This window comes from Arthrobacter ruber (assembly GCF_002954225.1).
In the GTDB taxonomy this organism is placed as follows: domain Bacteria; phylum Actinomycetota; class Actinomycetes; order Actinomycetales; family Micrococcaceae; genus Arthrobacter_D; species Arthrobacter_D ruber.
The window spans coordinates 299,235-323,069 of sequence record NZ_PPTH01000015.1; the positions used below are offsets into that span (position 1 = coordinate 299,235).

The following is a 23,835-nucleotide window of genomic DNA, read 5'->3' on the forward strand; positions in this document are numbered from 1 at the left end:
GCGACCCACCGCCGTTCCGTCCAGCACACCTACGTAGGGGATCCACGCGTGAGTTACCCGGCTGCTTTCAAGCCCCTGACCATCCTGATCGCCGCGGACACCTATCCGCCCAACGTGAACGGAGCGGCCCAGTTCGGGTACCGGCTGGCGAAGGGCATGAGCGGACGCGGCCACGACGTGCACGTCCTCGCTCCGCGCTCCTCCAACGGACGGAGCTTCACGGAAGAGGGCGGCGACTGGACGGTCCACCGACTCCGCTCCCACAGCGTCCCGACGCACGACTACTGGCGTATCTGCTACCCGTGGGAGATACGCCGCGACATCAGCATGCTCTTCGACCGGGTCCAGCCCGACGTCGTACACATCCAGTGCCATTACATGGTGGGGGAGTACGCGCTGTACGAAGCCCTCCGCCGCGGCATCCGCGTGGTGGCCACCAATCACTTCATGCCCGAGAACATCAACCCGTTCCTGCCCTTCCCCGAATGGTTCAAGCGCATCGTCGCCAGGAATTCGTGGAAGGACATGGGCAAGGTGATGGGCAAGGCCGCCGCCGTCACCACCCCCACGCCGCTCGCGGCGAAGGCCATGCACGACCACGCCTTCCTCACTGATGTGCTTCCCGTGTCGAACGGGATCGACTCGGCGGCCTACGAGGTGCAGCCGGGCGAGGACATCGAGCCCCATGAGCACCCCACGGTCCTGTTCGTGGGTCGCCTGGCCGAGGAGAAGCACGTCGACGTGCTCATCGACGCCGTGGCGAAGACGCCCGAACACCTGCGCGTCCACCTCGAGATCGTCGGAGGCGGGGAGGTCAAGCCTGCGCTGCAGGCGCAGGCGGCGCGGCTCGGCATCAGCGACCGTGTCACCTTCCGTGGGCTGATCGACGACGACGAGCTGCGCAGGAGCTACATCCGCGCCTCCGTGTTCTGCCAGCCCGGAACGGCCGAGCTGCAGTCGCTCGTCACCCTCGAAGCGATGTCCGCCTCGACACCGGTGCTGCTGGCCGACGCCATGGCGCTTCCGCACCTCGTGTCCCACGGCGAGAACGGCTACCTGTTCACGCCGGGCGACTCCGACGAACTCGGCACCCGCATCACCGAGATTCTCGAGCTGTCGCCGGAGGACCGGCGGGCGATGGGTGCTGCCAGCCGGGAGATGGTCGGCAGGCACGACATCGGCGCGACCCTGGAGACCTTCGAGGGTCTCTACTACGGGACACTGTCCACCGCTGCCCTCATCGCAGAAGCCGACGCCGCCGCGCTCCACCCCGCGGGCGCCCCGGCCGTCCGCATACACTAGGACTCGCGCCTCGTGGCCCGGCGGAACCGTCCGGGCCCGGCGCGTGGGGGGGCTTCTCCGCTCCTCGGGGCTGTAGCTCAGCTGGTTAGAGCAGCGGACTCATAATCCGTTTGTCCTGGGTTCAAGCCCCAGCAGCCCTACTCCCGGTCGATCGTCCTGGCGACACCGCCATGACGACCGACCGCAGCACCGCGCCACCCGCGTACGGGTGGCGCGGTGCTGCTTGATGCCCGTCGCCTTCCCGCCGCTGACGGATGCGCGCTACTGGCGCCCTATGTTACCCACGGGTAACATGTTCTTGAGCGCAGCGCGCGCCCGCCGTACAGCCCACCTGTTCGCGTGGGATTCCGGTCGCCGAGGACCTGAGCGAGGGACATCCGATGAGCAAGACGCCGATCGATCTGAACAACCTGCCCTACGCGGACGGTGACTTCTTCGCGTTCGAGGAGCTGATGTCCGACAAGGAACGCTCCCGGCTCGAGGAGATCCGCGCGTGGCTCGCCCGCGAGGTCCGTCCCAACGCCGTGGACTGGTGGAACCGGGGCGCCTTCCCCCAGGACCTGATCCCCAAGCTCGCCGATCTGGATCCGGTGAGTCCCGTCCACCGGCAGGGCTATTCCAACCTCTTCGCGGGGATCACGCATGCCGAGTTCACGCGGGCGGACACGTCGATCGCCACGTTCATGGGCGTCCACGACGGGCTCTTCACCGGCTCCATCGAGGCGCTCGCCTCGAAGGAGCAGCAGGAGGAGTGGCTGCCGGACATCTACGCGATGAGGAAGATCGGTGCGTTCGGCCTCACCGAGCCCCTCGGGGGTTCCGACGTGGCCGGCGGCACCCGGACCACCGCCCGCCGCGACGGTAACACCTGGATCCTGAACGGTGCCAAGCGCTGGATCGGCAACGCGACCTTCTCAGACTGGGTGGTCGTCTATGCGCGGGACCTCGAGGACAACCAGGTCAAGGGTTTCCTCGTGGACACCGCGACGCCCGGCTTCTCCTCCACGAAGATCGAGAACAAGATCGCCCTGCGTACCGTGGAGAACGCCGACATCGTCCTCGACAACGTCGTCGTCTCCGACGACTTCCACCTCAAGGGTGCCAACAGCTTCAAGGACACCAACAAGGTCCTCAAGGTCACCCGCCTCTCCGTGGGCTGGCAGGCCGTCGGCCAGCAGCTCGCCGCGTTCGACGTCGCGCGCCGCTACGCGGTGGAGCGCGAGCAGTTCGGCCGGCCCATCGCCAGCTTCCAGCTCGTCCAGCAGCAGCTGGTCCAGATCCTCGGTAATGCGATGAGCTCGATGGGCATGATGGTCCGCCTCTCCCAGCTCGAGGACGCGGGCAGGGCCAAGGACGAGCAGTCCGCCCTGGCCAAGGCCTTCACGACGGCGCGCATGCGCGAGAGCGTCGCGGCCGGACGCAACATCCTCGGCGGCAACGGGATCGTCGTCGACTACGAGATGGCGAAGATCTTCTCCGACGCCGAGGCCGTTTACTCCTACGAGGGCACGCAGGAGATCAACACGCTCGTGGCGGGTCGCTCGATCACGGGTATCGCCGCGTTCGTCTAGCTTCCCCGACGTGGACGACGTCCCTCATCCGCAGGGGTGGCGGATCGACGGCATTCACGCCCGCCACAGGTGCGCAGGGCGCGGGACGGAACGCGGCCGGTCATCCATCGAGCGGCAGCAGGACCGACGGGCGGCGATCCGTCACGAAGGCCAGCGGGTCCACGTACTCGCCGTCCTGCCGCACGCCCCAGTGCAGGCACGACACCCCGCAGTGACCGGGCGGGGAGCCATCAGCACCCGGTGGTTCGAGGGTCGCCACCACCTCACCCCTGGTCACCCGCCGACCCTCGACCAGATCGGTGGTCACCGGCTCGAAGCTGCTGATCCGGCCCTGGCCATGGTCGATCGACAGCACCCCGCGGTCCACGACGGTGCCGGCGAAGGACACCACGCCGTCGGCGGGGCTGGCCACGATGGTCGAGGCCCCGCGGCGGGCTGCCAGGTCGACCCCGCGGTGACCCCGCTCCCACTTCCGCGGTGGTTTCTCGAACGAGCGCAGGACCGTCGGATCCGGCGTCAGCGGCCACGACCATTCCGGGACGAAGGCCGCCGGGGGTCGCGGGAGGAAGCGATCGACGACGACGGGCCGATCCTCGGCAGCGCGGTGCCCGGCGCCGGTGGCGGACGCCGGACCTCCTGCTCCCACCGGCACCAGCAGCATGCCCACGAGAACGCCCGCCAGGCCGAGACGAGGAGCGCGAGCACGGCGCCGTCCGCCCGGGACGCCGCCTGCACGGCCGGCGGGTCGGGCGGGACGCACCGACCCTCCGTGCCGGGTGGACACCGGGAACCAGGAAGCGGGCGGATCGGGGAGGTCCATGCGGACATCCTGCCCCTGCACCGGGATGCAGGGAGAGGGCTGCCGACGCCATGTGGACAGGTGCGGGCCAGGAGGGCCGCGGCGCCGGCGGACCCCCGTCGTGCGCCCTGACCGGCAGTGCCGCTGTAGTACACTTGTTCAAGCAGTCTGCTGCTCCCTCCTCCTCATGCCCAGGGCATCATCGCGGGGCGGGATCATCGGGCTGACTACGCGTGCCTGCGATTCAGCGCCTCATTCCACTGCTGAAGCGCCCTCCCCACGGTCCGGCGGAAGCCGGTGAGGGAGGGGGCGTCCCGACGACAACCAGGTGCCAGGACGTAGCGGCCACCCCGGCCGGTACTGAGACAACCGTCAACAAGCTTCAGGCAGCGCGCTGCGCCAGAGCCGGAGCTGAAGAAAGGCAGAACATGCCAGTCGTAACCATGCGCCAGCTGCTCGACAGCGGCGTCCACTTCGGTCACCAGACCCGCCGTTGGAACCCGAAGATGAAGCGCTTCATCTTCACCGAGCGCAACGGCATCTACATCATCGACCTCCAGCAGTCGCTGTCCTACATCGACCGCGCCTACGAGTTCGTCAAGGCCACCGTCGCCCACGGCGGGACCGTCCTCTTCGTCGGCACCAAGAAGCAGGCCCAGGAAGCGATCGCCGACCAGGCGACGCGCGTCGGCCAGCCCTACGTCAACCAGCGCTGGCTCGGTGGCATGCTCACCAACTTCCAGACCGTCTCCAAGCGCATCCAGCGCATGAAGGAACTCGAAGAGATCGACTTCGACGACGTCGCCGGTTCGGGCCACACGAAGAAGGAGCTCCTGCTCCTCAAGCGTGAGCTGACCAAGCTGCAGAGCAACCTCGGTGGTATCCGCAACCTGACCAAGGCTCCCTCGGTCGTGTGGGTCGTCGACACCAAGAAGGAACACCTCGCGATCGACGAGGCCAAGAAGCTCGGCATCCCCGTCGTCGCGATCCTCGACACCAACTGCGATCCCGACGAGGTCGACTTCCCGATCCCGGGTAACGACGACGCGATCCGCGCCGTCAACCTCCTCACCCGCGTGGTCGCCGACGCCGTGGCCGAGGGCCTGATCGCCCGCCACAACCGTTCGGGCAACAACGACGCGGCCGCCGCCGACGAGCCCATGGCCGAGTGGGAGCGCGAACTGCTCGAGGGCAACACCGCCGAGGCAGCCGCACCGGCAGCCGAGGCAGCCCCCGCCGAGACCGCCCCCGCCGAGGCGCCCGCCGCCGACGAGGCTCCTGCAGGCCTGCAGGCCCCCATCGCCGAGGAAGTCCCCGAAGCAGTGGCTCCCGTCACGGAAGCCGCAGCAGACGACACCAAGTAGTTCCCGTTGCGTAAGGGGTGTGGGTCAAACCACGCCCCTTACGCATGTTCCGCGGATGTTCACCGCGGGATGCTCGTCCGCGGGCAGGAGCCCGCGCAAGCTTGTCGTAGATCCACATCAACTTAGGAGTTCGTATGGCAAATTTCACTGCCGCTGACATCAAGGCCCTGCGCGAGCGCACGGGCGCCGGCATGATGGACGTCAAGAAGGCCCTCGACGAAGCCAATGGCGACGCCGACAAGGCCCTCGAACTGATCCGCATCAAGGGACTCAAGGGTGCGACGAAGCGCGAAGGCCGTTCGACCGCCGAGGGCCTCGTGGCCGCTCGCGTCGAGGGCAACGTCGGCGTCATGGTCGAGGTCAACTGCGAGACCGACTTCGTCGCCAAGGCCGGCCCCTTCATCGAGTTCTCGAACAAGGTGCTCGGAGCAGCCATCGAGTCCGGTGCCACCGACGTCGAGACGCTCCTCGCGTTCGAGCTCGACGGCAAGCTCGTCTCCGAACACGTCATCGAGGCCGGTGCCCTGCTCGGCGAGAAGGTCGACGTCCGCCGCATCGCCCGCGTCGAGGGTCAGATCGTCGACGCCTACCTGCACAAGACGTCGAAGGACCTCCCCGCCCAGGTCGGCGTGCTCTTCGCCGTCGAGGGATCCGGTGACGCCGCCGTCGAGGCCATCCACGATGTCGCCGTCCACATCGCCGCGTACTCGCCCACCTACCTGACCCGCGAGGACGTCCCCGCCGAGCTCGTCGAGTCGGAGCGCCGCATCGCCGACGAGACCGCACGCGCCGAGGGCAAGCCGGAGCAGGCACTGGCGAAGATCGTCGAGGGACGTCTCACGGGCTTCTTCAAGGAGGGTGTCCTGGTGGACCAGGCCTTCGCCAAGGACGCCAAGAAGTCGGTCGCCACGGTCCTCGCCGACGCCGACGCCAAGGCCACGGCCTTCGCACGGTTCCGCGTCGGAGCCTAGGCCGCAGGCACGGTCCGTAGCACAAGGGGCGGCCGCCCCGGAGGTGGCCGCCCTTTCCTGCGCCCGGGAGGCGCGCCGTATCCTGTAACGGATCCGGCAACATCCCGACAACCCGCACCACAGGCCGTCCATCCAGGAACGGCCCACAGTTCTACGCCCGGGAGGCATCTCATGGACACCGAATCGAACGCTGCGACGGCTGGTACCGGGCGCCGGCGCCGGGTGCTCCTCAAGCTCTCCGGTGAGGTGTTCGGTGGCGGCAAGCTCGGCGTCGATCCCGAGACCGTCCGGTCCGTGTCGAAGCAGATCGCGGCGACCGTCGGTGACGTGGAGGTGGCGATCGTCGTCGGTGGCGGCAACTTCTTCCGGGGCGCAGAGCTGTCCCAGAGCGGCATGGACCGTTCCCGGGCCGACTACATGGGCATGCTGGGCACCGTGATGAACTGCCTGGCCCTGCAGGACTTCCTCGAGCAGGCCGGCGTGGAGACCCGCGTGCAGAGCGCCATCACCATGGGCCAGGTCGCCGAGGCGTACATCCCGCGGCGCGCCATCCGCCACCTGGAGAAGGGGCGCGTGGTCATCTTCGGCGCCGGAGCGGGCCTGCCGTACTTCTCGACCGACACCGTCGCGGCCCAGCGGGCCCTCGAGGTGCACGCCGACGAGGTCCTCATGGCGAAGAGCGGGGTGGACGGCGTCTACACCGCCGACCCCCACAAGGACCCGACCGCGGAGAAGCTGGACACGCTCTCCTATGACGAGGCCCTGCGCCGCGACATCCGGGTGATGGACCAGACCGCCATGACCATGTGCAAGGACAACAACCTGACCATGGTGGTGTTCGGCATGGAGGGGGAGGGCAACGTCACCCGCGCCATCCGCGGCGAGAAGCTCGGCACCGTCGTCACGGCCTGACCCTGCCCGACCGGCCGGGACGGTGCACCGCCGCCCTGCCCGGCCGGGACGTGGCACACCCTGAACTAGGATTGAACACTGGAACGGCTGCCGGGCAGCCGACTGCGGAGCGAAGGAGCACACTGTGATCGAAGAGACATTGCTGGAAGCCACCGACAAGATGGACAAGGCCGTGGAGGTCGCGAAGGACGATTTCGCGACCGTCCGCACGGGCCGGGCCAACGCGGCCATGTTCTCGAAGATCACGGTGCTGTACTACGGCGCACCCACCCCGCTGCAGCAGCTGGCGTCCTTCCAGAACCCCGAGGCACGCACGCTCCTGATCACCCCGTTCGACCGCAGCGCACTGAACGACATCGAGAAGGCGCTGCGCGATTCCGATCTCGGCGCCAACCCGTCCAACGACGGCAACGTGATCCGTGTGGTCCTGCCCGAGCTGACGCAGGAGCGCCGCAAGGAGTACGTGAAGCTCGTGAAGACCAAGGCGGAGGACGCCAAGGTCTCCGTCCGCAACATCCGCCGCAAGGCCAAGGACGGCATCGACCGGGCCGTCAAGGACGGCGACGCCGGCGAGGACGAGGGCTCGCGCGCGGAGAAGGAGCTCGACGCCCTGACGAAGTCCCGCGTGGACCTCATCGACGAGCTGCTGAAGCGCAAGGAATCCGAGCTGCTCGAGGTCTGATGGCAGACCTCGATCCTCCCGGTGCGGACCGCGGCCGGGCGGCCGGAGCCGATGCCGGGCCCGATGCCGGGACAGACGACGCCTCCGGCGTCGCCGCCGCCGGGACGACGGCGGCTCCGGGCGCCGACCCGGCTCCCGGCTCCCGCCGATCGCGCCGGAGAACGCGCGTGTCCGCTCATCGGCTGTTCCGGCGGCGCGGGCCCAGGGACGCCGGTACGCCGTCGCGTGCGGGCCGCAACCTTCCCGCCGCGATCGGCGTCGGCGCGGCGCTGCTGATCCCCACGCTGGTGGGACTGCTGTTCTTCCCCGTGGTCTTCGTCGGCATCGTGACCCTGCTCGCGGCCGTCGGTGTGTGGGAGACCTGCCGCGCACTCGAGGTGCGGCGCATCCACGTGCCGCTCGTGCCCACCCTGGCCGGGACACTGGTGCTCCCGTTCTCCGCCTACTTCGGCGGCGCCGAGGGGCTGGCAGCCGCCACCGTCCTCGCCGTCCTCGCGCTGTTCCTCTGGCGCTCGGTCGATCCCGCACCGGACGCCGCCAAGAGCCTGATGGCCGGGACCTTCACGGTGCTCTGGGTGCCGTTCATGCTGAGCTTCGCGATGATCCTGATGCGCGCGGAGGGCGGGTTCCTCGTCATCGCCACCGTGCTGCTGCTCGCCGTCGCCAACGACACCTTCGGATACCTGGTCGGGGTCTTCTTCGGCAAGCACGCCATGGCGCCGAAGATCAGTCCGAAGAAGTCCTGGGAGGGTTTCGGCGGGTCGATCGGCGGGGCCCTGGTGATCGGCGGACTCTGCGCGGTGTTCCTGCTGGGGCAGCCGCTGTGGGTCGGGCTGGTGCTCGCCGTCGTCATCGTGGCGTCCGCGACCGCCGGCGACCTCGCCGAGTCGATGATCAAGCGCGAGCTCGGCGTCAAGGACATGGGCAGCATCCTGCCCGGTCACGGCGGGGTGATGGACCGCCTCGACTCGATCGTCTTCGCCTCCCCGATGGCGTACCTGCTGTCCGCTACATTGGTTCCGGGGTTGCTGTAACCGCAGGTCGGCGAGTGCCCCGGAGCGTATGGCTCCCGCAGGTCTCACCAGGTTTCAGCAGAAGGACACAAGACGATGGACGTGCCTCGCCCGGGCAGTTCTCCGTTCGCGCGCGTCAGCCGCACGGAGTTCGGCTACAACATGCGCCAGGTGGACCGCTTCCTGAAGAAGGCGCGCGGGCACTACAACGCGGACAGGCCGGACAGCTCCATCACCAGCAGGGACGTCCGTGCCATGGCGTTCGACCCCGTCAAGGGCGGTTACGATCCGCAGGCCGTGGACGCCGCGCTCGACCGCCTCGAGGACGTCTTCGCCCTGCGGGAACGCGACCACCTGATCCGCACCCAGGGCGAGGACGCGTGGCTGCGGCAGATCGGCCGTTCGGCGGCGGTCCTCCGGAACCGGCTCAACCGCCCGCCGGGGGAGCGCTTCCGGCGCCCGGCGAAGAAGACCGTCCCGAGCTACGACGTCGACGACGTGGACCGGCTGTGCGACGAGCTCCTGCAGTACCTCGAGCACGAGGTCCCCATGAGCGTCGACGTCGTCCGCCGAGCGGTGTTCCGCGAGGCACGCGGAGCCGATGGCTACGAGGAGAACCAGGTGGACGTGTTCCTGGATCGCGTCGTCGAACTCATGGCCGGCATCGACTGAACGCCGGGCCCCGGACCGGACGCCGCGCCCGACGCTAGCGCGGCTCGGGCGTGTGCAGCCGCGCCAGCACGCGTGAGGCCGACGCGGGCCGCCGTCCCGCCGTCGCGCGGGACACGAGCACCATGGTGAGGAACGCCGCCGGCACCGTCCACAGGGCCGGCTGACCCAGCCAGACCCACCGCTCGCCCGCCCCCGGTCCCAGCAGCGCCGTCGCGGTGATCGCCCCGCCGCACAGGACGGCGCCCGTGAGCATGCCCGCGATGGCACCGGCGTCCGTCAGCCCCCGCCACCAGATGCCGAGCAGCAGCAGCGGGCAGATCGTGGACGCCGTGAAGGCGAACACGGACCCCACGCTGCCGGCGAGGGCGAGGCTGTCGGTCATCAGCGCGACTCCGAGGGGCACCACCGCCGAGAGCAGGGCCGCGCTCCGGAAGCCCCTGACGCTGCCGTGGAAGAACTCCTGGCTGACCACCCCGGCGAGCGACACCACGAGGCCGCTCGTCGTCGAGAGGAACGCGGCGAAGGCCCCGGCCGTCACGAGGGCGGAGAGGAGATCGCCCGTGGCGCCGTCGAAGATGCGCCCCGGGAGCAGCAGGACGGTCGCGTCGGCTGCTCCGGCCGCGGCGAGTTCGGGCGTGTGGATGCGGCCGAGGATCCCGTACACCGTGGGGAACAGGTAGAACACCGAGAGCAGGCCGAGCACGATCAGGGTGGTCCTCCGCGCCGACGCGCCGTCCGGGTTCGTGTAGAAGCGGACCAGTACGTGGGGCAGGCCGAGCGTCCCGAACAGCAGTGCGATGACGAGCGAGATGGTGCCGTACAGCGAGGCGTCCGCCGCGGTGTCGAGGTCCGCGGTGAACGCGCTGCCACCGGCCGTGACGGCCCCGCCGTCGGTGCCGAGGCGGAACAGGATGAAGGCCACGGGGACCGCGAGGGCCGTCAGCTTCAGCCAGTACTGGAAGGCCTGCACGAAGGTGATGGAGCGCATCCCGCCGGTCACCACGCTCAGGCACACCACCACGACGACGGCCAGCGGCCCCGCCCAGGCGGGCAGGCCCGTGGTGATGCGCACCGTCAGGGCCGCCCCGTGCAGCTGCGGCACGATGTACAGCCAGCCGACGACGACGACGAGCAGGCTCGTCACGCGGCGCACCAGCAGGGAGTCAAGCCTGGCCTGGGCGAAATCGGGGATGGTGTAGGCGCCCGAACGGCGCAGGGGAGCGGCGACGAACAGCAGCAGCATGAGGTAGCCGGCGGTGTAGCCGATCGGGAACCACAGGGCGTCCACCCCGGAGACGAGGATGAGCCCGGCGATGCCGAGGAAGCTGGCCGCCGAGAGGTACTCGCCGCCGATCGCCGAGGCGTTCCACCACGGGCGCACGGTGCGGGACGCCACGTAGAAGTCCCCGGTGGTCCGCGAGATGCGCAGCCCGTAGATACCGATGAGCACGGTGCTGAGCGACACGAGGACGAGGGCCGTGTAGCCCACGGCCGGGCTCAGCTGCAGCAGGCCGTCGTCGAGCGCGTCAGTCATCGTCGACGAGGTCCTGGAAGCGCCGCTCGTTGCGGGCCGCGCTGCGCACGTAGAGGACGGCGCACCCGATGACGAGGGGGTAGACCCCGAGGCCGAGGAGCAGCCAGGGGACGGGGACGGTCAGGACGGTGACGCCGTCGATGTCGGGGAAGACCGTGAGCAGTACCGGGATCCCGATGAGGATGACCAGGAAGCCGCCCGCGACCACGAGCGCCAGGCGCAGCTGCGACCGGATGAGGGACTCGACGAACAGCTGGCCCACCTCGGACTGCTCGGCCATCTCGCGGGCCACGGGGAAGGACGCCCCGGTGGCCCGGGCCGCCGTCCTCGGCGCCGTGACCCGCACGCGGCGCGGGACGTCGGACTGCTCCTCCATCACGGGCGCCCGGAAGGGGCCGACCGCCGGCCTGCGCGCTGCATCCTGCCCGCCGTCAGGAGCTCGGGCGGAGGCGCGTGGCCTCGAGCTTCTCGCGGACGTCGGGCAGGTGCCGCCGGCTGACCGGCAGCTCGGCGTCCCCGACGAACAGGCTCGCACGGCCCGCGCCCATCCGGACCTTCCGCACCTGGTCCATGGCGACGAGGTAGGAGCGGTGCGTGCGGAGGAACCCGGCCTCGGCCCACTGGCGCTCGAGGTCGCTGAGCGGGATGCGGATGAGGTAGCTGGCCTCGGCGGTGTGCAGGCGCGCGTAGTCGCCCTGAGCCTGGACGTAGCGGACGTCGTCGCGCCGGATCATCCGGCTGACGCCGCCCTGGTCCACGGTGATGACCTCCGGCGCCGGCGTCGAGCCCTCCATGAGCTCGCAGACGCGCCGCACTGATTCCGCGAGGCGTTCGGTCCGCACGGGCTTCAGGAGGTAGTCGACGGCGCGCAGCTCGAAAGCCTCGAGGGCGCGGTCCTCGTCGGCGGTGACGAACACGACGGCGGGTGGACGCGCGAAGCGGGAGATGACCCGGGCGATGTCGAGCCCGGACAGGGACGGCATGTGGATGTCGAGGAACAGGGCGTCGACGCTGTGCTGCTCGAGGGCCCGCAGGGCCTGCGCCCCGCTGGAGGCGCGGTGGATGGTGCCGATCCGGGCGTCCTTGCCGAGCAGAAAGGCCAGTTCCTCGACGGCGGGGAGCTCATCGTCGGCGATGACAACATTGACCATGCGTCCTAGGTTACGCGGTTCATGCCCGGTGATCGGGCTGCGACTTGGGCACGCGCATGGTGATGAGCGTCCCGGCGCCGGGGGCGGTGTCGATGATGAGTCCGTGGTCGTCGCCGTACACCTGGCGCAGGCGCGAGTCGACGTTCCGCAGGCCAACGTGCACGTCCTCGGTGTGTCCGGCGAGGACCGAGCGCAGGTGGTCGGGGTCGATCCCCACGCCGTCGTCCTCGATGGTCACCTCGGCGAACGCGCCGACATCGTGCGCGGTGATGGTGATGTTCCCGACGCCGTCCTTCGAGTCCAGGCCGTGGCGCACCGCGTTCTCGACGAGGGGCTGGAGGCTGAGGAAGGGGATGACCGTGCTGAGGACCTCGGGACCGATCTCGAGGCTGACCCGGAGGCGGTCCCCGAACCGCGCGCGTTCGAGCAGCAGGTAGCGGTCGATGCTGCGCAGTTCCTCGGCCACCGTGGTGAAGTCGCCGTGGCGGCGGAACGAGTAGCGGGTGAAGTCGGCGAACTCCACCACCAGCTCGCGCGCCCGCTGCGGATCGGTGTTGATGAAGGACGCGATGGCGTTGAGCGAGTTGTAGATGAAGTGCGGGCTGATCTGCGCGCGCAGGGCCCGGACCTCCGCCTCCGCGAGCAGCCGGCGGGAGGAGTCCAGTTCCGCCAGTTCCACCTGCGTGGACACCCACCCGGCGAGTTCGTTGGTGGCGCGGACGAGCCCGGCGTTGACGTCGCCGGCGAAGGCGCCGACCGTACCCACCACGCGGTCGTCCACGCGGACGGGGGAGAGGACCAGCTCGCCGAGGCCCGGCAGGCCCGCGTCCTCGAGGCGCTGGCGCCGGACGATCTGCGTGCGGCCGCTCTCGAGGACCCGGCGGACGAGCGGCATCACGTCCGGCGGGGTGCCCCGCCCGCCGTCCCACGCCAGGACGCCGGCGTCGTCGCTCATCATGAGGATGTCGCACCGCAGGAGCCCCCGCAGGTGCCGGCTGGCCTTCGAGGCACCCGACGGCGTCAGGCCCTCGCGCAGGTGTTCCGAGGCGAGGGCTGCCGTGTGCAGGGTGGCGTAGGTGGCGCGGTCGGCGTCGGAGCCGAGGTCCCGGTAGGAGCGCGAGAGCCGGAATCCGAGCGAGGCCACGACGGCGAGGGTGATGACGGCCACGGCGCACACCAGTGCGGTGTCGACGGCGGCGCTGAACATGGTCCCAGCGTATCGTCAGCCGCCGAGCCCCCGACCGTGCCGTTCGTCGCGCTTCGGGACCGTTCGGCGCACCCCGCTGTACGCTCACCGATGCGCGGCATGGCGGACGTGGCACCGCGCCGCCGTGGTGCCGCAGAGTGATGGGAGTCACACCGGCGTGCCCTCCTGCGCGGCCGTCCTCGCCGCTCCGTGCCCGGGTGACTCCCCGAGAAGGAGGAATCATGGGTTCGCACCCGATAGGGCCGGCCGCCGGCTCCGGTGCTGCCGTGGACTTCACCGAAGTCCAGCAGACCGAGCAGTTCAGGGAACTGCGCAAGCGCCACCGCAGTTTCGTCTTCCCCATGGCAGTGTTCTTCCTGCTCTGGTACTTCGCCTACGTGCTGCTCGCCGACTACGCTCACGAGTTCATGGCCACGCCGGTCTTCGGCAACATCAACATCGGCATCATCCTGGGGCTGCTGCAGTTCGTCAGCACCTTCGCCATCACCATGTGGTACGTCAGCTACGCCAACAGGCGCCTCGACCCGATCGCCGCAGAGCTGCGGCACGAGCTCGAGGAAGCGGCGCCCGAAGCCTTCATCGACCCCGCAGGAGACAAGAAGTGAGCATTCTCCCCAGCGCGGCCGTCCGCGTGCCGCTCCAGACCGCCGAGACCACCACCGTGGGCTCGCCGCTGCTGAACATCGCCATCTTCGGCCTGTTCGTCGCGATCACCCTGGTGATCGTGCTCCGGGCCAGCCGCAACAACAAGACGGCGGCCGACTACTACGCCGCCGGCCGGTCCTTCACCGGCGGACAGAACGGCACCGCCATCGCGGGCGACTACCTCTCCGCGGCGTCGTTCCTCGGCATCGTGGGCGCCATCGCCATCAACGGCTACGACGGCTTCCTCTACTCGATCGGATTCCTCGTCGCGTGGCTCGTGGCCCTGCTGCTCGTCGCCGAGCTGCTCCGCAACACCGGCAAGTTCACGATGGCGGACGTGCTGTCCTTCCGCCTCAAGCAGCGCCCGGTCCGCATCGCCGCCGCCATCACCACGCTGGCGGTCTGCTTCTTCTACCTGCTCGCCCAGATGGCGGGCGCGGGCGGCCTCGTCTCGCTCCTGCTCGGGATCGACGACCGCCTCGGCCAGTCCGTGGTCATCACGGTGGTCGGCGTCCTGATGATCATGTACGTGCTGATCGGCGGCATGAAGGGCACCACCTGGGTGCAGATCATCAAGGCATGCCTGCTGATCGCCGGAGCGTTCATCATGACCGTCTGGGTGCTGGCGCTGCACGGCTTCAACCTCTCCACGCTGCTCGGCGCGGCCATCGAGACCTCCGGCAACGCCGCGATCACGAGCCCCGGCCTGCAGTACGGCGTCAGCGCCACCACGCGCCTGGACTTCCTGTCCCTGGCGCTGGCCCTGGTGCTCGGCACGGCAGCCCTGCCGCACGTGCTGATGCGTTTCTACACGGTGCCCACGGCCAAGGAGGCCCGCCGGTCGGTGGTCTGGGCCATCTGGCTCATCGGCGCGTTCTACCTGTTCACGCTCGTCCTCGGTTACGGCGCCAGTGCGCTGATCGGCGCGGACCGCATCAAGGCCGCACCCGGCGGCGTCAACTCGGCGGCTCCGCTCCTGGCCTACGAGCTCGGCGGGTCGATCCTGCTCGGACTCATCTCCGCGGTCGCGTTCGCCACGATCCTCGCGGTCGTCGCGGGGCTGACCATCACGGCGGCCGCCTCCTTCGCCCACGACATCTACGCGAGCGTCATCCGCAAGGGCAAGGTCAACCCCGACGGCGAGGTGAAGGTGGCACGCCGCACGGTGATCGTCATCGGCCTGCTCTCGATCGCCGGCGGCATCGGAGCACAGGGGCAGAACGTCGCGTTCCTCGTGGCGCTCGCCTTCGCCGTGGCGGCCAGCGCGAACCTGCCCACCATCCTGTACTCCCTCTTCTGGCGGAAGTTCAACACGCAGGGCGCCATCTGGAGCATGTACGGCGGGCTCGGCTCGGCCATCCTGCTGATCGCACTCTCGCCCGTGGTCTCCGGCGGTGCGACGTCGATGATCAAGGGGGCGGACTTCTCGGTGTTCCCGCTCAGCAACCCGGGCATCGTCTCGATCCCGCTGGCGTTCTTCCTCGGCTGGCTGGGCACCGTCCTGTCCCGCACCGAGGAGGACCCGATGAAGCAGGCCGAGATGGAGGTACGCTCGCTCACCGGCGTGGGCGCCGAGAAGGCCACCGACCACTGACCGGATCGGCTCCTCGAGCCGACAGGAGGCCGTCCCACCCTCGCGGTGGGGCGGCCTCGTGCGTGGAGGCCGGACGCTTCAGGGCGCCGTGCGGGGACCGCGGGCGAGCAGCGGCTCCACGCGGAACGGGATGAGCTCGCCCATCGCGAGCGAGGTGTCGCACCGCTCCACGCCGTCGCAGGCGAGGATCTTGCCGTTGATGCGGAAGAGGTCCTCGGCGTCGACGGCGACCACCCGCACCAGGATGTCGGCCTGGCCCGTCAGTCCGAAGGCCTCGATGACCTCGGGCACCGCCGCGATGCTCCGCGTGATGGCCGCCAGCTTCTGCTGCTGCACGTGGACGTGGATGAACGCGGTCAGCGGATAGCCGAGCGACGCCGTGTTGATGCGCCGCTCGAACGAGAGGAAGACCGATTTCTTCTCGAGCTGCGCCATCCGTGCCTGGACGGTGTTCCGGGACAGCCCCAGCTTCTGCGCGAGGGCGACGACCGTGCGCCGGGGGTCCTTGGCCATCGCCTGCAGCAGGCGTGTGTCGGTGAGGTCCAGGGGTTGCATAGTGCGCAACGCTAACACGCCCGTTCGTGCCCGAATAGTGCAATCTGCTCAGTCGAAGCGACAACGGTTGTGCCACCTGTTCCCTGTGAGTAGGGTCACATTCACTCAGGGTAAAGGCGCCCGGAGCCCCTCCCGCCGTGCTGACAGGCCGGCGGAGGGTCGCCTGCGAGGACGAAGGTTGCGTGCAATGGCTCAGGATGGCATCCTGCCGGGATCGGGATCCGAGGAGAGGGTCGAGGCCCCCGGGGAGACGGCCGGACAGACGGGCGGTACGGTCCACCCCGGACCCTCCCGCCCCGGCGCGGACGAGCCGGTCCAGCTCATCGACTCCTCCGGCGTCCGGCACCCGCACGACCACTACGACGCCCTCGTGGCCGACGTCGACGGCCCCGCCCTGCAGAAGCTCTACGAGGACATGGTGGTGGTGCGGCGCATCGACGCCGAGGCCACCGCGCTGCAGCGCCAGGGGGAGCTCGCGCTCTGGCCCCCGCTGCTCGGCCAGGAGGCGGCGCAGATCGGATCCGGCCGGGCCCTGCGATCCGACGACTTCGTCTTCTCCAGCTATCGCGAGAACGCCGTCGCCTACTGCCGCGGGGTGGACCTCGCGGACATCCTGCGCGTCTGGCGCGGCAACGCCTCCTCGGGCTGGGACCCCTACACCATCAACATGGCGACGCCGCAGGTCATCATCGGGGCGCAGACCCTCCACGCCACCGGCTACGCCATGGGCATCCTCAACGACGGCGCCGACGCCGTCGCCGTGACCTACTTCGGCGATGGCGCCACGAGCCAGGGCGACGTCAACGAGGCGATGGTCTTCGCCGCCAGCTACCAGGCGCCGGTGGTGTTCTTCTGCCAGAACAACCACTGGGCCATCTCGGAGCCGGTGGGGCTGCAGGCCCACGTGCCCATCGCGCGCCGCGCTCCCGGCTTCGGCATCCCCTCGGTGCGGGTCGACGGCAACGACGTTCTCGCATGCCTGGCCGTGACCCGCGAGGCCCTCGCCAGGGCACGCTCGGGCGGCGGACCCACCTTCATCGAGGCCGTGACCTACCGCATGGGACCGCACACGACGGCGGACGACCCGACGCGCTACCGCGACGCCAACGAGCTCGAGGACTGGGCGGCCCGCGACCCGCTGGCGCGGCTCGCCACGCTGCTGGACTCGCGCGGCCTGCTCGAGGCCGACTACACGGACGCGGTGAAGGCGAAGGCCGACGCCGTCGCCGCCGAACTGCGTGAGGGCTGCCTCTCGATGCCGGAACCGGCGCCGTCGGACGTCTTCCGGCACGTCTACAGCGAGCCCAACTCCTGGCTGGAGCGCCAGCAGGACCACTACGAGCGCTACCTCGCCTCCTTCACCCCCGCACCGCAGGAAGGACCCCGCTGATGTCCACCATGACCTTCGGCCGTGCGATCAATGCAGGCCTGCGCCGCGCCATGGACAACGACCCCAAGGTGGTCCTCATGGGCGAGGACATCGGCAAGCTCGGAGGGGTCTTCCGGATCACCGACGGGCTGCAGAAGGATTTCGGCCCGCACCGCGTCCTCGACAGCCCGCTGGCCGAGGCCGGCATCATGGGCACCGCCGTCGGCATGGCCTACCGCGGGTACCGCCCGGTGGTGGAGATCCAGTTCGACGGCTTCATCTACCCGGCGTTCGACCAGATCGTGTGCCAGGTGGCGAAGCTGCACTACCGCACGCAGGGCGCGGTGAAGATGCCCATCACCATCCGCGTGCCCTTCGGCGGCGGCATCGGCTCGCCCGAGCACCACTCGGAGTCGCCCGAGGCGTACTTCACCCACACCTCCGGCCTGCGCGTGGTCAGCGTCTCGAACCCGCAGGACGCCTACACGATGATCCAGCAGGCCATCGCCAGCGACGACCCCGTGCTGTACTTCGAGCCCAAGCGCCGCTACCACGTCAAGGGCGAGGTGGACGAGGCAGCGGATCCCGCGTCGTCGGACATGGGGGCCGCACGCGTGGTCACCGAGGGGACGGACGTCACGCTCGTGACCTACGGCCCGCTCGTGCCGACCGCCCGCGATGCCGCCGTCGCCGCGTCCGACGACGGCACCTCGATCGAGGTCATCGACCTCCGGTCGCTCGCCCCGATCGACTTCGCGACCGTCGAGGCGTCCGTCCGCAAGACCGGCCGGCTCGTCGTCACGCACGAGGCCGCGCAGTCCGGCGGGCTCGGTGCGGAGATCGCCGCGAGCATCACGGAGCGGTGCTTCGACTACCTCGAGCACGCCCCCGTGCGCATCACGGGCTTCGACATCCCCTACCCGTACTCCAAGCTCGAGTTCCACCACCTCCCGGACCTCGACCGGATCCTCGACGGTGTGGACCGCGTGATGCGCCGACCGAACTCCCTGAGCGGGCTCGAGGGCGCGCCCACCCCCCAAGGAGCAGCACAGTGACGGCCACGACCTCGACCACCGTCCGCGAGTTCCGCCTGCCCGACCTCGGCGAGGGGCTCACGGAGTCGGAGATCGTGCAGTGGCACGTCGCCGAGGGAGACACCGTGGAGCTGAACCAGATCATCGCCGACGTCGAGACCGCCAAGGCCGTGGTCGAACTGCCCTCGCCCTACGCCGGCGTCGTCGTCCGCCTCCACGAGCCGGCCGGGACCACCGTCGATGTCGGAGCACCGATCGTCTCCTTCGCGGTGGCGGGGGAGTACGACGGCGGCGTCCCCGCGGCAGGTGAACACGGTCCTGCCGTGCGTGCGGTGCTTCCCGGCCCGTCCGTCGCCGACGAGGTACCTGCGAAGCGCGAACCGAATCTCGTGGGCTACGGGGCGGCGATCGAGAAGGGCGGGCGTCCGCAGCGTCGCCACCGCGTGCTTCCGCCATCGACGCCTGCGATGGCGCCGGCCGGTTCGGCACAGGTTGCCGTGATGGCGCAGATCCCGTCACCGGTGCCGGCTGCCGTCGCGCCGGCACCCTCCGGCCGCGTGCTCGCCGAGCGCCCGCGGTCCACTCCTCCCGTCCGCAAGCTCGCGCGTGACCTGGGCATCCCGCTCGACGGACTGCAGGGCACCGGTCCCGGTGCCCTGATCACGCGGGCCGACGTCCTCGCCGCCCTGGCAGGGATCGAGGGCAGTGCTGGAGCATCGTCGTCCGCGCCGTCCCTCCCGTCGCAGGCCTCATCGCCGGACCCGCGCCAGGCTGCACATCCGGCAGCGGGTCAGACACGTATCCCGATCAGGGGGGTGCGGAAGCACACGGCCGCCGCCATGGTCGCGAGCGCCTTCACGGCACCGCACGTCACCGAGTTCCTCACCATCGACGTCACGCCGACCATCGACCTGCTGGCGGAGCTGAAGCAGACCCGCGCGTTCGAGGGGATCAGGGTCACACCGCTGACCATCGTGGCGAAGGCCGTGTGCATCGCGCTCCAACGCAATCCGAGCCTCAACTCGTCGTGGGACGAGGCGACGCAGGAGATCGTGCAGTACGCGGACGTGAACCTCGGCATCGCCGCCGCCACCCCGCGCGGCCTGCTCGTACCGCACATCAGGGCCGCGCAATCCCTGGCGCTCGCGGACCTCGCACGATCCCTCACGGCGCTGACCGAGACCGCGCGGGCGGGGAAGACCTCCCCGGCGGACCTGTCCGGCGGGACGATCACGATCACCAACATCGGCGTCTTCGGGATCGATGCGGGAACACCGATCCTCAATCCGGGTGAGGCTGCAATCCTGGCGGTCGGAGCCGTGCGTCGCATGCCGTGGGAGTACCAGGACGCCGTCGCCCTCCGCTCGGTGCTGACGCTCAGCCTGTCCTTCGACCACCGCCTCGTGGACGGTGAGCAGGGGTCGCGCTTCCTCGCGGACGTGGGGACGATCCTCCGGAATCCGGCCATGGCCCTCACGATGGTGTGACGCTCGGGTCATAGGGGCGGACGCTGGACTGCCGTGTCCTACGACCTCGGCACACCCCGATGCCTTACGAGAAGAGGTCGCGGTAGCCCTCGGAGCGCTCGAGGTAGGGCTCCCACAAGATACGGGCCGGGTCGGCACCGCCGACCGCGGCGACGAGGCGATCGAGGTAGTAGTCCCAACCGGGGCCGACACTCCCGACCATGTCTGCTCCCACCGGCCCGTCGGGGATGACCTGCGTGAACGTGAGGGTCGTCAATCCGTCCGCCTCGCTGAGCTCCAGGGTGTGCTGCCAGGTCACGCGCGGGCCGGATCCGTCGGGGGAGAACGAAGCGCCCTCGCGACTGCGTACCACGAAGCGGTGCGGCGGCTCGCAGGCCTCCACGAGGTAGACCTCCTCGGGCACGTCGTCGCCCTCGGCTGTCATCCGGAACGAGACCTCACCGGAGGCCGGATCGCCGCTCCACGTACCGATCCATCGCTGCATCCGCTGCGGCTCGGTGCAGGCGGCCCAGACGTCGTCGAGCGGGGCGGCGAACAAACGGGTGAAGACGATCTGCTCGGCGCCGTCGCGCGTCTCGCGATGGCCGAACGGGGTGGTGGTGCTCATGCGCTGTCCTCCTGGTGATCGTTCCTGCGATGGTCCGGGCTCCGTTCGCGGACGGTACGACGGACCTCGAGATCGAGCGCGTCGAAGGCCGCCTCGCCGAACGGTGGTGGAGGTCGCAGCTCGTCGAGCAGGTCGGCCACCGGCATGAGACCGGCGCCGTCGAGCACGTAGTGCCTCTCGCGGCCGTGGTCCTCCACCGAGACCAGCCCGGCCTCGGTGAGCAGCCGGAGGTGCTTGCTGACGGCGGGGCGGCTGATCGGCTGGGCGGCGGCGAGATCGACCACCCGGGCCGGGCCGGCTGCCAGCGCGCGAAGGAGCTCACGGCGTACGGGGTCGGCGAGGGCTGCGAACGGATCCACCCCCCATTGGTAACTCTTTGGTTACCAATCTGTCAACCGTCCGGCCTGTGCGTCCGGCGGGCGGACGGGGAGCCGGGCCGTTCCGCCGCCGGCGGCCGTCCTAGAGGGTCACGCCAGTTCGAGGATGAGCTCGCGCACCACCGCGCCACGGGCGGGGGCGAAGCCCTGCGTCTCGCCGACCTGCCGGAAGCCCCAGCGCTCGAGGATGCGGATGGAACTCGCGTTGTCGGCCACGGCGCGTGCCCGGATGGGCCGCTCGGTGACCTCGGCGAGGAACTGGCCCACGGCGGCCGTGGTGATGCCCTGGCCCCAGCGGGAGCGGTCCACCCAGTAGCTGATCTCCGGGGCGTCGTCGTCGTGGTAGGCGAGGATGCTGCCCACCACCGCGCCGTCGGACAGGATGGTCCGCACCGTGATCCGGCGGTCGTTGAGGATGTCCTGCCAGTGGTGGTCGAACACGCCGCGGTCCGCGGGATTCTTGGCACCGAAGGCGGCCATGTGGTTGGCACTCGGGTCCAGCTGGTGCGAGAAGAACTCGTCGAGGTCGGTTGCTTCAACGGGACGTAGCGTGATCACGGCGGTACTTTCAGTCGGTGGGGCCGGGCGGGCTGCGCGGCGGATTCCTGGGTTCAGCGTACTAGGCGGTCCTGCGCACGTCGGCTGCGTCATGCGGTCAGGGCGGCCCACGCCATGTCCTGCAGCAGGTCGCGGAGCAGCGTGAGCTCGCGCGGCGAGGTGGTGCGGCGCGTGGTGTGCGGGGTCGAGTTGATGAGGCCGAAGACGGCGTGCACCTTGCGCCGCAGCAGCGCCCGGTCCGTGCGGGGCAGGAAGGCGCCGAGCTCGTCCACCCACACCTGCACGTAGCTGCGCTGCAGCGACCGCACGGCGCGCTGGTCGTCGTGCGGGAGGGAACCCAGATCACGGTCCTGGACGCGGATGACGTCCGCGTTGTTCAGGGCGAACTCCACCTGGAACCGGATGAGCCCGCGCAGGGCCTCCTCCGGGGAGGGCGCCCCGGCCGCGACGGCACGGCCACCCTCGAGCAGGTCCTCGCTGACCCCGGTGAGGAGGGCGGAGAGGACGGAGGGCTTGCCGGTGAAGTGCCGGTAGACGGCCGGACCGCTGACGCCGGCGGCGGCACCGAGGTCCTCGATGGACACGCCGTTGTAGCCGCGGTCGGCGAAGAGCTGGGCGGCGGCGTCGAGCAGCGCTGCCCGACGGCTCGCCTTCGCGATGCTTCGACCGGTCACGGGGACCGCGGTGGGTGACGCCTCCATGTCGGTCCTTCTTCTCCGCCGGGGGATTCCTCCCCTCATTGTCATGGACATCCGGGTTAATGACCACTAACCTGAGTTCGGTTAGCGAATGCTAACTGAACAGCGCGAGGAAGTAGTCGATGGAGACTCTGGCATCGAAGGTCGATCCGCTCTCGGCGGCGTTCTCCGCGAACGCGGCGGCCCAGGCGGAACTGGTCGGCGACCTCCGCCGTCGCCTGGCCACGGCAGCCCTGGGCGGCCCCGAACGCTCCCGCGACCGGCACATCGCCCGCGGCAAGCTCCTGCCGCGTGAGCGCATCGACCACCTGCTCGACGACGGCAGCCCCTTCCTCGAGATCGCGCCCCTGGCCGCGAACGGGATGTACGACGACGAGTGCCCGGGCGCAGGCGTCATCGCCGGGATCGGGCTCGTCCACGGCCGCCACGTCCTCGTGATCTCCAACGACGCCACCGTCAAGGGCGGGACGTACTACCCGATGACGGTCAAGAAGCACCTCCGGGCACAGGAGATCGCCCTCGAGAACAATCTGCCGTGCGTGTACCTCGTCGACTCGGGCGGGGCGTTCCTGCCGCGGCAGGACGAGGTCTTCCCCGACCGGAACCACTTCGGCCGGATCTTCTACAACCAGGCCACCATGTCGGCCCGGAAGATCCCGCAGATCGCGGCCGTGCTGGGAAGCTGCACCGCCGGTGGTGCCTACGTGCCGGCCATGAGCGACGAGACCGTCATCGTCCGGAACCAGGGCACCATCTTCCTGGGCGGCCCGCCCCTCGTGAAAGCAGCCATCGGCGAGGTGGTCACGGCGGAGGAGCTCGGTGGCGGCGACGTCCACTCCCGGATCTCCGGCGTCACCGACCATCTCGCCGAGAACGACCAGCACGCGCTGGAGATCGTCCGCGACATCATCGCCACCCTGCCGCCGGCCCTGCCGACGACGGCGGCGCAGACGCCCGTCCTCGAACCCGCCGTCGCGCCCGACGAGCTCTACGGCGCCGTGCCGGTCGACGTCAACGCCTCCTACGACGCCCGGGAGGTCATCGCGCGGATCGTCGACGGTTCCCTGTTCCACGAGTTCAAGCGCGAGTACGGCACCACCCTCGTCACCGGCTTCGCGACCATCCATGGACACCGTGTGGGCATCGTCGCCAACAACGGCGTGCTGTTCAGCGAGTCCGCACTCAAGGGCGCCCACTTCATCGAGCTCTGCGACCAGCGCGGCGTACCCCTGGTGTTCCTGCAGAACCTGTCCGGCTTCATGGTGGGCAAGGACTACGAGGCCGGCGGCATCGCGAAGAACGGCGCCAAGATGGTCACCGCCGTCGCCACCGCGCGCGTGCCGAAGCTCACCGTGGTCGTCGGAGGGTCCTTTGGGGCCGGCAACTACTCGATGTGCGGCCGGGCATTCTCGCCCCGGTTCCTGTGGATGTGGCCGGCGAGCCGCATCTCCGTGATGGGTGGCAACCAGGCGTCGTCGGTGCTCGCCACCGTCAAGCGGGACCAGCTCGAGGCGCGCGGCGAACAGTGGCCGTCCGACGAGGAGGAGGCGTTCAGGGCGCCGATCCGCGACCAGTACGAGGCGCAGGGCAACCCCTACTACTCGACGGCGCGCCTGTGGGACGACGGCGTGATCGACCCCGCGGACACCCGCACCGTGCTCGGCCTCGCGCTCGATGTCTGCGCCAACGCGTCCCTGCCCGATACCTCCTTCGGCCTCTTCCGGATGTGACCC

At 69.8% G+C, this 23,835-nt stretch carries 24 protein-coding genes and 1 tRNA gene; 15 read left to right on the forward strand and 10 right to left on the reverse strand.

Going from position 1 to position 23,835, the window contains the following annotated elements; all coding sequences use genetic code 11:
• Positions 1–48 precede the first annotated feature (48 nt).
• From CI785_RS07890 to CI785_RS07900, 3 genes are all read left to right on the forward strand, one after another.
• Positions 49–1,302, forward strand: a complete 1,254-nt coding sequence (locus tag CI785_RS07890) for a glycosyltransferase (RefSeq protein WP_105031517.1) — start codon at positions 49–51, stop codon at positions 1,300–1,302.
• A gap of 66 nt (positions 1,303–1,368) precedes the next feature.
• Positions 1,369–1,442, forward strand: a tRNA-Ile gene (locus tag CI785_RS07895).
• A 240-nt stretch (positions 1,443–1,682) separates the two neighbouring features.
• Positions 1,683–2,873 carry an acyl-CoA dehydrogenase family protein gene (locus tag CI785_RS07900; RefSeq protein ID WP_105031518.1) on the forward strand — a complete coding sequence of 397 codons (1,191 nt, stop codon included), beginning with the start codon at positions 1,683–1,685 and terminating at the stop codon, positions 2,871–2,873.
• Between the two features lie 100 nt (positions 2,874–2,973).
• On the opposite strand, the gene CI785_RS07905 is transcribed toward CI785_RS07900, so the two are convergent.
• Entirely contained in the window at positions 2,974–3,693 is a 720-nt protein-coding gene (locus tag CI785_RS07905) for a murein hydrolase activator EnvC family protein (protein WP_240615074.1), read from the reverse strand.
• 407 nt (positions 3,694–4,100) lie between these two features.
• Here CI785_RS07905 and rpsB point away from each other — a divergent pair, with 407 nt between their 5' ends.
• From rpsB to CI785_RS07935, 6 genes are all read left to right on the forward strand, one after another.
• Positions 4,101–5,036 carry a 30S ribosomal protein S2 gene (gene rpsB / locus CI785_RS07910; protein WP_105031519.1) on the forward strand — a complete coding sequence of 312 codons (936 nt, stop codon included), beginning with the start codon at positions 4,101–4,103 and terminating at the stop codon, positions 5,034–5,036.
• Positions 5,037–5,170: 134 nt separating this feature from the next.
• Positions 5,171–6,007 carry a translation elongation factor Ts gene (gene tsf, locus CI785_RS07915; RefSeq protein ID WP_105031520.1) on the forward strand — a complete coding sequence of 279 codons (837 nt, stop codon included), beginning with the start codon at positions 5,171–5,173 and terminating at the stop codon, positions 6,005–6,007.
• A gap of 171 nt (positions 6,008–6,178) precedes the next feature.
• Positions 6,179–6,919: a UMP kinase gene (gene pyrH / locus CI785_RS07920; RefSeq protein WP_105031521.1), complete on the forward strand. Its 741-nt coding sequence runs from the start codon at positions 6,179–6,181 to the stop codon at positions 6,917–6,919.
• A gap of 124 nt (positions 6,920–7,043) precedes the next feature.
• Positions 7,044–7,601, forward strand: a complete 558-nt coding sequence (gene frr / locus CI785_RS07925; RefSeq protein ID WP_105031522.1) for a ribosome recycling factor — start codon at positions 7,044–7,046, stop codon at positions 7,599–7,601.
• On the forward strand, positions 7,601–8,635 hold the full coding sequence (locus CI785_RS07930) for a phosphatidate cytidylyltransferase (RefSeq protein ID WP_205753580.1): 1,035 nt from the start codon (positions 7,601–7,603) through the stop codon (positions 8,633–8,635). The genes frr and CI785_RS07930 overlap by 1 nt, the downstream gene beginning before the upstream one ends.
• A 75-nt stretch (positions 8,636–8,710) precedes the next feature.
• Entirely contained in the window at positions 8,711–9,286 is a 576-nt protein-coding gene (locus CI785_RS07935) for a DivIVA domain-containing protein (RefSeq protein WP_105031523.1), read from the forward strand.
• 34 nt (positions 9,287–9,320) lie between these two features.
• On the opposite strand, the gene CI785_RS07940 is transcribed toward CI785_RS07935, so the two are convergent.
• From CI785_RS07940 to CI785_RS07955, 4 genes are read right to left on the reverse strand one after another with little or no spacing between them, the layout of a single operon-like run.
• Positions 9,321–10,787, reverse strand: a complete 1,467-nt coding sequence (locus tag CI785_RS07940; RefSeq protein WP_105031668.1) for a sodium/solute symporter — start codon at positions 10,785–10,787, stop codon at positions 9,321–9,323.
• 25 nt (positions 10,788–10,812) lie between these two features.
• Positions 10,813–11,196, reverse strand: a complete 384-nt coding sequence (locus tag CI785_RS07945; protein WP_105031524.1) for a DUF485 domain-containing protein — start codon at positions 11,194–11,196, stop codon at positions 10,813–10,815.
• A 55-nt stretch (positions 11,197–11,251) separates the two neighbouring features.
• Positions 11,252–11,971 carry a LytR/AlgR family response regulator transcription factor gene (locus CI785_RS07950; protein ID WP_105031525.1) on the reverse strand — a complete coding sequence of 240 codons (720 nt, stop codon included), beginning with the start codon at positions 11,969–11,971 and terminating at the stop codon, positions 11,252–11,254.
• Positions 11,972–11,990: 19 nt separating this feature from the next.
• Positions 11,991–13,178: a histidine kinase gene (locus tag CI785_RS07955; RefSeq protein ID WP_105031526.1), complete on the reverse strand. Its 1,188-nt coding sequence runs from the start codon at positions 13,176–13,178 to the stop codon at positions 11,991–11,993.
• 221 nt (positions 13,179–13,399) lie between these two features.
• Between CI785_RS07955 and CI785_RS07960 the strand changes: the two genes are divergently transcribed.
• Positions 13,400–13,783, forward strand: coding sequence for a DUF485 domain-containing protein (locus CI785_RS07960; protein ID WP_105031527.1), 384 nt, complete (start codon positions 13,400–13,402; stop codon positions 13,781–13,783).
• 26 nt (positions 13,784–13,809) lie between these two features.
• Positions 13,810–15,417: a solute symporter family protein gene (locus tag CI785_RS07965; protein WP_105031669.1), complete on the forward strand. Its 1,608-nt coding sequence runs from the start codon at positions 13,810–13,812 to the stop codon at positions 15,415–15,417.
• A 78-nt stretch (positions 15,418–15,495) separates the two neighbouring features.
• Here the strand turns inward: CI785_RS07965 and CI785_RS07970 are convergent, their stop codons facing one another.
• Positions 15,496–15,972 carry an Lrp/AsnC family transcriptional regulator gene (locus tag CI785_RS07970; protein WP_105031528.1) on the reverse strand — a complete coding sequence of 159 codons (477 nt, stop codon included), beginning with the start codon at positions 15,970–15,972 and terminating at the stop codon, positions 15,496–15,498.
• Positions 15,973–16,159: 187 nt separating this feature from the next.
• Here CI785_RS07970 and pdhA point away from each other — a divergent pair, with 187 nt between their 5' ends.
• From pdhA to CI785_RS07985, 3 genes are read left to right on the forward strand one after another with little or no spacing between them, the layout of a single operon-like run.
• The gene (pdhA, locus tag CI785_RS07975) at positions 16,160–17,362 is read left to right on the forward strand and encodes a pyruvate dehydrogenase (acetyl-transferring) E1 component subunit alpha (protein WP_240615075.1); all 1,203 of its coding nucleotides are present in this window, start codon (positions 16,160–16,162) and stop codon (positions 17,360–17,362) included.
• Complete coding sequence (locus CI785_RS07980) at positions 17,362–18,396, forward strand: alpha-ketoacid dehydrogenase subunit beta (RefSeq protein ID WP_105031529.1); 1,035 nt, start codon at positions 17,362–17,364, stop codon at positions 18,394–18,396. The genes pdhA and CI785_RS07980 overlap by 1 nt, the downstream gene beginning before the upstream one ends.
• Positions 18,393–19,862 (forward strand): dihydrolipoamide acetyltransferase family protein, encoded by a 1,470-nt coding sequence (locus tag CI785_RS07985; RefSeq protein WP_105031530.1) that lies wholly within the window; start codon positions 18,393–18,395, stop codon positions 19,860–19,862. The genes CI785_RS07980 and CI785_RS07985 overlap by 4 nt, the downstream gene beginning before the upstream one ends.
• Before the next feature lie 64 nt (positions 19,863–19,926).
• On the opposite strand, the gene CI785_RS07990 is transcribed toward CI785_RS07985, so the two are convergent.
• The 4 genes from CI785_RS07990 to CI785_RS08005 all read right to left on the reverse strand — a co-directional run bounded on the left by CI785_RS07990 (position 19,927) and on the right by CI785_RS08005 (position 22,105).
• On the reverse strand, positions 19,927–20,469 hold the full coding sequence (locus tag CI785_RS07990; protein WP_105031531.1) for an SRPBCC family protein: 543 nt from the start codon (positions 20,467–20,469) through the stop codon (positions 19,927–19,929).
• Positions 20,466–20,828: an ArsR/SmtB family transcription factor gene (locus CI785_RS07995; RefSeq protein ID WP_105031532.1), complete on the reverse strand. Its 363-nt coding sequence runs from the start codon at positions 20,826–20,828 to the stop codon at positions 20,466–20,468. The genes CI785_RS07990 and CI785_RS07995 overlap by 4 nt, the downstream gene beginning before the upstream one ends.
• Before the next feature lie 108 nt (positions 20,829–20,936).
• On the reverse strand, positions 20,937–21,404 hold the full coding sequence (locus CI785_RS08000) for a GNAT family N-acetyltransferase (RefSeq protein ID WP_105031533.1): 468 nt from the start codon (positions 21,402–21,404) through the stop codon (positions 20,937–20,939).
• Positions 21,405–21,493: 89 nt separating this feature from the next.
• Positions 21,494–22,105, reverse strand: coding sequence for a TetR/AcrR family transcriptional regulator (locus tag CI785_RS08005; RefSeq protein ID WP_105031534.1), 612 nt, complete (start codon positions 22,103–22,105; stop codon positions 21,494–21,496).
• Between the two features lie 119 nt (positions 22,106–22,224).
• Here CI785_RS08005 and CI785_RS08010 point away from each other — a divergent pair, with 119 nt between their 5' ends.
• The gene (locus CI785_RS08010; protein WP_105031535.1) at positions 22,225–23,832 is read left to right on the forward strand and encodes a carboxyl transferase domain-containing protein; all 1,608 of its coding nucleotides are present in this window, start codon (positions 22,225–22,227) and stop codon (positions 23,830–23,832) included.
• Positions 23,833–23,835: the final 3 nt, after the last annotated feature.

What these genes read in the sequence shown, in the direction of transcription:
- CI785_RS07900 (WP_105031518.1), top strand. Translation starts at nt 1,683, where the DNA reads ATGAGCAAGACGCCGATCGATCTGAACAACCTGCCCTACGCGGACGGT.
- CI785_RS07905 (WP_240615074.1), bottom strand. Translation starts at nt 3,693, where the DNA reads ATGGACCTCCCCGATCCGCCCGCTTCCTGGTTCCCGGTGTCCACCCGG.
- rpsB (WP_105031519.1), top strand. Translation starts at nt 4,101, where the DNA reads ATGCCAGTCGTAACCATGCGCCAGCTGCTCGACAGCGGCGTCCACTTC.
- tsf (WP_105031520.1), top strand. Translation starts at nt 5,171, where the DNA reads ATGGCAAATTTCACTGCCGCTGACATCAAGGCCCTGCGCGAGCGCACG.
- pyrH (WP_105031521.1), top strand. Translation starts at nt 6,179, where the DNA reads ATGGACACCGAATCGAACGCTGCGACGGCTGGTACCGGGCGCCGGCGC.
- CI785_RS07930 (WP_205753580.1), top strand. Translation starts at nt 7,601, where the DNA reads ATGGCAGACCTCGATCCTCCCGGTGCGGACCGCGGCCGGGCGGCCGGA.
- CI785_RS07935 (WP_105031523.1), top strand. Translation starts at nt 8,711, where the DNA reads ATGGACGTGCCTCGCCCGGGCAGTTCTCCGTTCGCGCGCGTCAGCCGC.
- CI785_RS07945 (WP_105031524.1), bottom strand. Translation starts at nt 11,196, where the DNA reads ATGGAGGAGCAGTCCGACGTCCCGCGCCGCGTGCGGGTCACGGCGCCG.
- CI785_RS07950 (WP_105031525.1), bottom strand. Translation starts at nt 11,971, where the DNA reads ATGGTCAATGTTGTCATCGCCGACGATGAGCTCCCCGCCGTCGAGGAA.
- CI785_RS07955 (WP_105031526.1), bottom strand. Translation starts at nt 13,178, where the DNA reads ATGTTCAGCGCCGCCGTCGACACCGCACTGGTGTGCGCCGTGGCCGTC.
- CI785_RS07960 (WP_105031527.1), top strand. Translation starts at nt 13,400, where the DNA reads ATGGGTTCGCACCCGATAGGGCCGGCCGCCGGCTCCGGTGCTGCCGTG.
- CI785_RS07970 (WP_105031528.1), bottom strand. Translation starts at nt 15,972, where the DNA reads ATGCAACCCCTGGACCTCACCGACACACGCCTGCTGCAGGCGATGGCC.
- pdhA (WP_240615075.1), top strand. Translation starts at nt 16,160, where the DNA reads ATGGCTCAGGATGGCATCCTGCCGGGATCGGGATCCGAGGAGAGGGTC.
- CI785_RS07980 (WP_105031529.1), top strand. Translation starts at nt 17,362, where the DNA reads ATGTCCACCATGACCTTCGGCCGTGCGATCAATGCAGGCCTGCGCCGC.
- CI785_RS07990 (WP_105031531.1), bottom strand. Translation starts at nt 20,469, where the DNA reads ATGAGCACCACCACCCCGTTCGGCCATCGCGAGACGCGCGACGGCGCC.
- CI785_RS08005 (WP_105031534.1), bottom strand. Translation starts at nt 22,105, where the DNA reads ATGGAGGCGTCACCCACCGCGGTCCCCGTGACCGGTCGAAGCATCGCG.
- CI785_RS08010 (WP_105031535.1), top strand. Translation starts at nt 22,225, where the DNA reads ATGGAGACTCTGGCATCGAAGGTCGATCCGCTCTCGGCGGCGTTCTCC.